Source organism: Mycobacterium sp. IEC1808 (genome assembly GCF_002101935.1).
GTDB lineage: Bacteria > Actinomycetota > Actinomycetes > Mycobacteriales > Mycobacteriaceae > Mycobacterium.
On the sequence record NZ_LQPV01000019.1, the window covers coordinates 206,069 to 212,688 of the forward strand.

General features: G+C 64.0%; 8 protein-coding genes. 6 read left to right on the top strand and 2 right to left on the bottom strand.

The genetic code is table 11. The features are described from left to right. The first annotated feature begins 18 nt into the window (after positions 1–18). Positions 19–684, top strand: coding sequence for a nitroreductase family protein (locus AWB92_RS13035; protein WP_085186149.1), 666 nt, complete (start codon positions 19–21; stop codon positions 682–684). A 3-nt stretch (positions 685–687) separates the two neighbouring features. Here the strand turns inward: AWB92_RS13035 and AWB92_RS13040 are convergent, their stop codons facing one another. Then, the gene (locus AWB92_RS13040) at positions 688–975 is read right to left on the bottom strand and encodes a hypothetical protein (protein WP_241523440.1); all 288 of its coding nucleotides are present in this window, start codon (positions 973–975) and stop codon (positions 688–690) included. Between the two features lie 172 nt (positions 976–1,147). Between AWB92_RS13040 and AWB92_RS13045 the strand changes: the two genes are divergently transcribed. From AWB92_RS13045 to AWB92_RS13060, 4 genes are all read left to right on the top strand, one after another. Beyond that, positions 1,148–1,768, top strand: coding sequence for a TetR/AcrR family transcriptional regulator (locus AWB92_RS13045; RefSeq protein ID WP_085186088.1), 621 nt, complete (start codon positions 1,148–1,150; stop codon positions 1,766–1,768). Positions 1,769–1,823: 55 nt separating this feature from the next. Next, on the top strand, positions 1,824–2,402 hold the full coding sequence (locus AWB92_RS13050) for a carboxymuconolactone decarboxylase family protein (RefSeq protein WP_085186090.1): 579 nt from the start codon (positions 1,824–1,826) through the stop codon (positions 2,400–2,402). 63 nt (positions 2,403–2,465) lie between these two features. After that, on the top strand, positions 2,466–2,663 hold the full coding sequence (locus tag AWB92_RS13055) for an antitoxin Phd (RefSeq protein ID WP_085186092.1): 198 nt from the start codon (positions 2,466–2,468) through the stop codon (positions 2,661–2,663). After that, positions 2,660–3,040 carry a type II toxin-antitoxin system death-on-curing family toxin gene (locus tag AWB92_RS13060; RefSeq protein WP_085186094.1) on the top strand — a complete coding sequence of 127 codons (381 nt, stop codon included), beginning with the start codon at positions 2,660–2,662 and terminating at the stop codon, positions 3,038–3,040. Before AWB92_RS13055 ends, AWB92_RS13060 begins: the two co-directional genes overlap by 4 nt. A gap of 731 nt (positions 3,041–3,771) precedes the next feature. Here AWB92_RS13060 and AWB92_RS13065 read toward each other — a convergent pair. Continuing rightward, positions 3,772–4,503, bottom strand: a complete 732-nt coding sequence (locus tag AWB92_RS13065; protein ID WP_085186096.1) for an alpha/beta hydrolase — start codon at positions 4,501–4,503, stop codon at positions 3,772–3,774. Positions 4,504–5,125: 622 nt separating this feature from the next. Between AWB92_RS13065 and AWB92_RS13075 the strand changes: the two genes are divergently transcribed. Continuing rightward, the gene (locus AWB92_RS13075) at positions 5,126–6,220 is read left to right on the top strand and encodes a cytochrome P450 (RefSeq protein ID WP_142282072.1); all 1,095 of its coding nucleotides are present in this window, start codon (positions 5,126–5,128) and stop codon (positions 6,218–6,220) included. The last annotated feature ends 400 nt before the right edge of the window (positions 6,221–6,620 follow it).

Consider the following 6,620-nt stretch of genomic DNA (forward strand, 5'->3'; position numbering starts at 1 on the left):
TGCGGCACGATGGCTTGCATGGAGCTCTACGACGTCATGCGGTCTACGCTCGCGGTGCGCGAATACACCGACGACCCACTTCCCGACGACGTGCTGGCACGGATTCTCGACAACGCCCGCTTCGCGCCGTCCGGCGGCAATCGGCAGGGCGTGCGCGTCATCGTGGTGCGAGACAAGGACACCCGGGCCGCGCTGGCCGACCTCGGACTTCCCGCCGCACGCCGGTACACCGCGCAACTCGCCAACGGCGAGACGCCGTGGAATCCGTTGCAACCGACCGGCGTCGACGCGTTGACCATCGAGGCGACGGAGCCGCCCGCGCAGATGTCGGCCCCGCTTCGCGACGCTCCGGTGGTGCTCGTGATTTGTCTGGATCTTTCGGTCGTCGCGGCCACCGATCAGAACCTCGATCGCATCGGCGTGGTGCCCGGCGCCTCGGTCTACCCGTTCGTGTGGAACGTGTTGCTGGCCGCGCGCAGCGAGGGCTACGGCGGCGTGCTGACCACGATGGCCGTCGCCGAGGAGCCGCGTGTCAAAGAGCTTCTTGGCGTGCCCGATTCGTACGCCATCGCCGCGATGGTCCCGCTGGGTAAGCCGGTGCGTCGGATGACGAAGCTGCGACGACGGCCGGTTTCCGAGTTCGTCACCCGCGAGCGCTTCGACGGGGAACCGTTCGATGCCTAGGTGTCACCGGATCCGTTGCGCCCCATACCAGACGCCGTCGGGCGCTCCGATCGCGCCGGCCCGTTCGCGGGCCGCCGCCAGTTCCGGCGACGTAGCGAATTGACGTGCCTTGTCCACGTCGTGCATGTCCATGACCACGACGACGGTGTTGGCGTCGTCGGCGTCGACGTAGGTTCCGGTGACCACCAGTCCGTGCTCGCGGCGCACCGCGTCAAGCTCCGGATTGCGGAACACGGTGTTCCATTGCTCGACGCTGATGACTCGTTGTTTGACGAGCATTACTCCGGCCACGATGGATTCTCCTGACAATGCGTGTTTTTCAGGGCACGGTCTTTGTGAGCGGTTAGCAACCAGGCGCGGCCTGATTACGCCCGATATTATGTCTACAATCGTAGACATTACCGAGTCTAGTCCGGCGGCTGGAACATGTCTACAGTTGTAGATAAATTCGGATGGAGGTGGGATGAAGCCCGCTGTCGACGACGTGAAATCCGGCGCGAACCCGCCGCGGCGCAATGCCGCGGCCACCCGGGCGCGGCTGCTGACGGCGGCACGTGAACAGTTCTTGCGCAACGGATATCGGGCGACCTCGCTCCGGGCGATCGCGGCCCAAGCCGGCGTTGACGTGATGCTGATCAGGCGATACTTCGGCTCCAAGGACCAGCTCTTCGCGGAAGCCACCGACATCTCGGACAATGTTGAAGCGGTGCGGCGCGCCCCGGACGACGTGATTGGTCGCGCCATGATCGAACGGGTGCTGCGCGCACGCCGAGACGTCGACGCCCCCCTGTTTGCGCTGCTGCGCTCCAGCGGTGACCCTGACGTCGTCGCGCGCCTGAACGAACAGCTGGAGACCGGCCTGACCCGCAATCTGTCCCGAAGAATCAAGGCCGACCGACCCCGACTTCGCGCCGACATGGTCGCCGCCCTGCTGCTGGGAATCGGGGTGCAGCGTGCGCTGCTGAACAAGGATCCCATCGCCACCGCCGACGACCGGGATATCGCCGCGATCTTCACCGAAGCCTTTGAGGCGCTGACGAAATTGCCCCAAGGAGCGCAAGGGGAGTGGCATCCGGAATCGTAGGCGGCCATACTCCAGGAGATCCGGCCAGACCGCTCGGTGAACGGGAGACGATGACGTGACACGAATCGAGCCTTCGAGCGCGTTCGCCGCGGTGCCGATCCAAGATCTCGGTCAAGGGGATCGGATCAATCTCGGCGTCGCCAGCATCATGGGTCGCCTGCCTGCGGTGGCCGAGGCGCTGGGCGCATTGACCACGGCGCTGCGCGGCAACGGCACGCTGCCGCCCCGGCTGCTCGAACTGGTGCGGCTGCGCATCGCGTTCTTCAATCAGTGCCGAAGCTGCATCGCGGTGCGTTACCAAAGCGCCATCGACGATGGCCTCGATCAGGATGCGGTCTGCTCGCTCGAACGGCCGGCGGAGGCCGAAAACTTTTCGGCGGCCGAGCGATCCGCCCTGCGCTTCGCGGAGCTGTTCGCCACCGACCACCTCGCGATCGACGACGCGGTTTACGACGAGCTGCGCGAGCACTTCAGCGAAGACCAGCTCGTTGAACTCGGTGTGCACTGCGCGATTGCTCTGGGTGTCGGCCGACTTTCGGCGACTTGGGACGTCAGCGGCGACCTTCCGGAGACGACGGCCCCGTCGGAACGCGTGGCGCCATGGAGCTCCGCCTCGGTGGTGGCGTCAGGTTAGGCGCAACGCGCACACAGCGATCGTTGGTACTGAAATTAGTACCAAATACAGTACCATAGGCGTATGCCTTCGTTGAATATCCCGTTTACCGAGGAAGAACTCGAGGCCATCCGCATTGCGGCCGCGGGCGATGACCTGTCGCTCCGCGCGTTTGCCCACCAGGCGATTCTGTCGGCGGCCAGTGAGCACAAGCGCCGGGTCGCTGAGGCCGCGAAAATCGTCGCGACGAGGTCGGCCGAACTCAACCAGCGTTTGGCGTGACCGAATTTCTCGACCGCGATGACGTCCTTACCGCCGGCGCGGCGGCTGTCGGAGAGGTCCTCACGGTGAGCGATTACGGCCTTCTCGACGCGGCCGTTGCGAGGCCGCGAGCGACGGTCTTCGGCATTGACGCGTATCCCGACCACCTATCCAAGGCGGCCGCGCTGATGCAATCGCTTGCGCGCAACCACGCGCTCGCCGATGGCAACAAGCGCACCGCTTGGGCGGCCGCATGGACTTTCTTATACATCAACGGAATCCAACTGGGTGATTTTGACCTCGACGACGCCGAGCAGTTCGTGAACGCGGTCGCGACCGATGGGACCATGTCGGTCAACATCATCGCTGAAAAGCTGGCTTCGTACACCGCTTCGTAATCGCGGCATTTCTTCAGATGCTCATCCGCACCAAAGAGCCTGTGCGACAGAGCAATTCGTCACAGTGACGTATTGTCCATGGCTGAGCGGACCGGGCCTGGTCGCCGCGGGAATGGTGGTGAACGGGGAATCCGTGATATGGGGAGCGGGCTCCGGCCTGCCGACGACGGTGGTGGGAGGTCCGCTAGCAGGACGGCGAATGTTGTCGCTGCGAGGGCGTTGAGCGTGGCGGCGAAAGGTCGGGTTCGTCGGCGGCTTCGTAGCAGCGATGGTTCTGGGCAGTGGTCGGCGCGTGTAGCGTGGCGCGTTAATAGCGCTGCGCCACTGATCATTTCGTCACGGTGACGTATTGCTGCGGTTGTGGCGGGAAGGCGGCCTTGGCGGAGCGCGGGAGGTTGGCTAGCTACGTTCCGTCGATTGAGCCATCGGCTCTGGCCCCGATGTGCCGAGAACCTGCGGGCAAGATGCGGTGTCCGGGTGATTGCGCGAGCAGCGCCGGGTACGGACGCTCGAGGCTTAATCGTGAGTACGGGCGCGCCGTCTCGAAGTCTCCTGGTGAGTCATTTACCGATAAGCGACATTATGTCAAATAACGCTTGTGGGTGCCCGCCTCCAGACTCGCGTGCATGACACTGATCCCCGAGCGAGGACTTCTCCCACCAATGGCTGGTCAACCCAAGCCACGGACAAGGATGACGCGCTGTGGCTAAGCGAAGTCCGGACTGGTCCCCTCATTTCAGGTGCCGGTTGAAGAATCGGTCGGCGTCTTCGCCCGCGAACTGCGGGACGCCGGTGTGCCCGCCCATGTTGGCGTGCAGTGTCTTCTCCTGGGAGCCGAAGGCGTCGAACAGGTCTAGTGCCCGCTGCCGGTCGTTTGCTTCGTCGTCCCACTGCAGCAGAACGTGCAGCGGAATCGTGAGCTGACGGGCCTCGTCGAACATGGAGCGGGGCACGAAGCTTCCGGCGAACAGACCCGCGGCCGCGATGCGTGGTTCGACCACCGCGAGGCGGATGCCGATGGCGATCACGCCGCCCGAGTACCCCACCGGGCCGCTGATCTCGGACAGTGAAAGCAGTGCATCGAGGGTGGCCTGCCATTCCGGGACCGCCTTCTCGACCAGGGGGACGACGAGCCGGTCGACGATCTCGTCGACCGGCTCTCCTGCCGTCAACGCTCGTTGTAAATCGGCGCGGGCCTGCTCGGCGTCGGCCAACCGGGGACGGTCACCGCTACCGGGGAGCTCGATGGTGGTCGCGGCGAAGCCCGTCGCCAAGCAGCGCCGGGCTCGGCTCGCCAACCGGGGGTACATACTGCGCAATCCGCCCCGTCCGCCGGGGTGGCCGAGCAGGATTAGTGGCGCAGGTGAGGATTTCGGCGTCCACAGGATGCCGGGGATGGCGCCGACGGTGAATTCGCGTTCTAGGCTGCCATCATCGAGGCGCTGTTCAGAAGTGAAGTGCATGGTCGTGCCTTTCGGGAGTGCTCGTTAAACGGCGCTCCCGGACGACCTATCGCCCGACCGTGACCCCGAACAGGAGCACCCACGTCGATACGTTCACGGGTACCACCTCCTCGTTCTCTCGCACAGTCTCCCGGAAACTACCAGCAGTCGTCGTGGCCTGCCAACCGGTTTTGCGGCCTCAGTGGGCCGAAATCTATTCAGTCACTCAGCTCAATGCCGAACGCGTCTAGTCAAGGACCGCGAGCCTGTTGGCCAGGATTTGCGCTCGATTGGATCAGCGCAGGCACCAATCCATGATTTGCTGCGGGGGCGATCGGCGAAAGCCCGGCTATGGCGGGTTCGTGCACTGCCAGGCCTGATCGGTCATTCGGCACGCCGAATGCAGCCATGCCCGATACTTCGGGATCAACCAGACGTTGACGCGGATCAAGACCGATGTTGCGGAGGCGTCGGGTATGGTGAGTGGCGCAAATCAGGGCCGCCGTGCGGCGGAGGGGGCGTGCGCGGGAGCGGCTGTACTTTTTGGACGAATTCGACCAGATCCGCGAGTACTTCGGCGATGTGTGAGTGTGCCGGCGCGGGTGCGGCCTGGGATAGATCACTCTCACCGATCGGTGACAAGTTGCTGCCTGATTTCTTCACAGAGGATCGCAGCGAGCTTTGGGACGCGCTGCGCAAGCGCGGGCCGGTCGTGTTTATCGAGGACAGCGTGTTTATGAATGGCTATTGCCTCACACGGGCCGATGACGTGCTCGCAGCGCTGCGTAACCCGGAAGTGTTTTCGCTTAACCCCGTTTTGGATCGGCCGGACCATGCACGTTGGCGCGCAATCTTGCAGCCGTTATTGAATTCCCGCGCGGTGAAACAGATGCGGCCCGCGTTGCAAGATCAGGCCGCGGCGGTGGTCGAAGCGGTCGCCCCGCAGGGTAGTTGTGAGGCGATCGCCGATGTTGCGGAGCCATTCGCGGCTCAGGTTCTTCTCACAGTGTTGGGGTTGCCGCCGCAAGACTGGGATAGGTTGCTGCGCTGGGAGAAAGCGCTTTGGGCGATCCAGCGGGCGCCTCTGGCCGCGGTCAAAGATGTCCGTTTCGAGGATTTGGCGAAAAAATTTGAGCTGCTCGCCTATTTGGCGGAGGCTTTCGCGCAGCGTCGCGCCAGCCCTGATATTGCGGGTGTTATGTCCGGGTTGGTTGCCGGTGACGATGGGTTCGACGAAGCTGACGCGTGCGCGGTAGTTGAGATGCTGATCGCTGCGGGCATTACGCCGTTTAGGAGCGCGGTGGGTTTCGTGTTTCTTGACCTTGCCCGCGACCCGCGGCTATGCGCTTCGCTCCGCGAAAACCCCGCAGGGATTGAGGGATTCGTCGAAGACGTGCTGCGCCGCGAGCCGCCGGCCCCGGTGATTATCCGCAGGGCCGCGCAGAACGTCACCGTGGCGGGTGTCGAGATACCGGCAGGGGCCCGGGTCGTGCTGTGCGTAGGGGCGGCCATCCAAGAAGACATGGCGGACGGCAACGGGTCCCGGGCGGACTACTGGGCGTTCGGCGGGGGCCCGCACCGCTGTGTGGCCGTCAGTCTGGCGAAAACAGCGTTGACTGTGTTGGTCAGCGAATGGTTACGCACTATCCCCGCGTTCGGGTTAGATGGTGAGTCCGTGCCGCCAGTTATCCTCGACGACGCGGTCCGGCTGTCGAGTTTGCCGCTGCGCTGGCATTAGGTCAGACCGCGGGCGGGTAATTGCCGTAGGTGCCGTGCCTGGTCGCCAGTTTCAGCTCAGCACCGCGCGACCACACAGTCGGGATTCCGACGTTCCGCTGGCGGCATAGCAAGTTTTCTTGCGCGGCTTGGTACACGGTGCCGTGTCCTCTGCATCGCGGCCAGCTCGTCGCACGCGAACGAGCGGCTCCTCTAAGTCCCTGAGGGCCCGGTGTTTAGCTGTCGGCGTCGCGATAGCAGCCGGTCTAGGGAGTATTTGTTATCGCCGCGGAACGCAATGACCGCAGCGAGGAAGATCGTGTGAACGAGCTGATCGCCGATAAGGGGGCTGTCAAGATAACTGTGTAAGATGTTGCGGCCGTTCATCTTTGGGTCATAGTGGGAGTCGGTCGGGGAATTGG

What these genes read in the sequence shown, in the direction of transcription:
- AWB92_RS13035 (WP_085186149.1), top strand. Translation starts at nt 19, where the DNA reads ATGGAGCTCTACGACGTCATGCGGTCTACGCTCGCGGTGCGCGAATAC.
- AWB92_RS13045 (WP_085186088.1), top strand. Translation starts at nt 1,148, where the DNA reads ATGAAGCCCGCTGTCGACGACGTGAAATCCGGCGCGAACCCGCCGCGG.
- AWB92_RS13055 (WP_085186092.1), top strand. Translation starts at nt 2,466, where the DNA reads ATGCCTTCGTTGAATATCCCGTTTACCGAGGAAGAACTCGAGGCCATC.
- AWB92_RS13065 (WP_085186096.1), bottom strand. Translation starts at nt 4,503, where the DNA reads ATGCACTTCACTTCTGAACAGCGCCTCGATGATGGCAGCCTAGAACGC.